This window comes from Variovorax multivorans (genome assembly GCF_051216835.1).
Classification (GTDB): domain Bacteria; phylum Pseudomonadota; class Gammaproteobacteria; order Burkholderiales; family Burkholderiaceae_C; genus Variovorax.
The window spans coordinates 1-1681 of record NZ_JBPJZL010000051.1 but is presented as its reverse complement, the minus strand read 5'-3'; the positions used below and the strand labels follow the sequence as shown (position 1 = coordinate 1681).

Genomic DNA, 1681 nt, shown 5'->3' with positions numbered 1-1681 from the left:
ATGAAGGTTCTTGTACCTGTCAAACGGGTCGTCGACTACAACGTGAAAGTGCGCGTCAAGAGCGACGGCACCGGAGTGGACATTGCCAACGTCAAGATGAGCATGAACCCCTTCGACGAGATCGCCGTTGAAGAGGCCGTTCGCCTGAAGGAAAAGGGCGTCGTGACCGAAGTCATCGCCGTCTCCTGCGGCGATGCCAAGTGCCAGGAAACCCTCCGCACGGCCATGGCCATCGGCGCCGACCGCGGCATCCTCGTGGAAACCACTGAAGAACTGCAGCCCCTGGCCGTCGCCAAGCTCCTGAAGGCGCTGGTCGACAAGGAACAGCCCCAGCTGATCATCCTTGGCAAGCAAGCCATCGACGACGACGCCAACCAGACCGGCCAGATGCTGGCGGCTCTTGCCGACCTGCCCCAAGCAACCTTCGCCTCCAAGGTTGACCTGGCGGCCGACAAGGTCACCGTGGCACGCGAAGTCGACGGCGGCATGGAAACGCTGACGCTCACGCTGCCGGCCGTCATCACCACCGACCTGCGCCTGAACGAGCCGCGCTACGTCACGCTGCCCAACATCATGAAGGCCAAGAAGAAGCAGCTGGACGTCTTCAAGCCCGAAGATCTGGGCGTCGATGTGAAACCCCGCCTGAAGACCCTGAAGGTCTCGGAGCCCCCGAAGCGCGGCGCCGGCATCAAGGTGCCTGACGTTGCAACGCTGGTGGACAAACTGAAGAACGAAGCGAAGGTGATCTGAACATGACCGCACTTGTTATTGCCGAACACGACCACGCGACCGTCAAGCCCGCGACCCTGAACACCGTGACCGCCGCGCTGGCTTGCGGTGGCGACGTCCACGTGCTGGTGGCCGGAGCCAATGCCGCCGAAGCCGGCAAGGCCGCCGCACAGATCGCCGGAGTCTCCAAAGTCATCGTGGCTGACAGCCCCAGCCTGGCTGAGAACCTGGCAGAGAACGTTGCAGCCCAGGTGCTGGCGATTGCTGCCAACTACAGCCACATCCTGTTCCCCTCGACCGCCAACGGCAAGAACGTCGCGCCTCGCGTGGCTGCCAAGCTCGACGTGGCCCAGATCAGCGACATCACCAAGGTCGACAGCCCCGACACCTTCGAGCGCCCGATCTATGCCGGCAACGCGATTGCCACCGTGCAGAGCAGTGACGCGACCAAGGTGATCACGGTTCGCACGACCGGCTTCGACGCTGCAGCCGCCACCGGTGGCAGCGCGGCCGTCGAAACCGCCGAAGGCGTTGCAGACAGCGGCAAGAGCAGCTTCGTGGGCCGTGAAGTCACCAAGAGCGAACGCCCCGAGCTGACCGCCGCCAAGATCATCGTCTCGGGTGGCCGGGCGCTGGGTAGCGCCGAGAAGTTCACCGAGGTGATGGCCCCTCTGGCCGACAAGCTCAACGCAGGCCTGGGTGCCAGCCGCGCAGCCGTCGACGCGGGCTACGCCCCGAACGACTGGCAAGTGGGCCAGACCGGCAAGATCGTCGCTCCGCAGCTGTACATCGCAGCGGGCATCTCGGGCGCCATCCAGCACTTGGCCGGCATGAAGGACTCCAAGGTGATCGTGGCGATCAACAAGGACGAAGAGGCCCCGATCTTCTCGGTAGCCGACTATGGCCTCGTGGCCGACCTGTTCACGGCTGTGCCGGAACTGGTGAAGGCGCT

Annotated in this window: 2 protein-coding genes; both read left to right on the top strand. The window is 64.2% G+C overall.

Going from position 1 to position 1681, the window contains the following annotated elements:
* Positions 1-750 (top strand): electron transfer flavoprotein subunit beta/FixA family protein, encoded by a 750-nt coding sequence (locus ACSFCA_RS36515; protein WP_307687461.1) that lies wholly within the window; start codon positions 1-3, stop codon positions 748-750.
* A 2-nt stretch (positions 751-752) separates the two neighbouring features.
* On the top strand, positions 753-1681 hold a 929-nt coding region (locus ACSFCA_RS36510), incomplete at its 3' end, for an electron transfer flavoprotein subunit alpha/FixB family protein (RefSeq protein WP_258351310.1).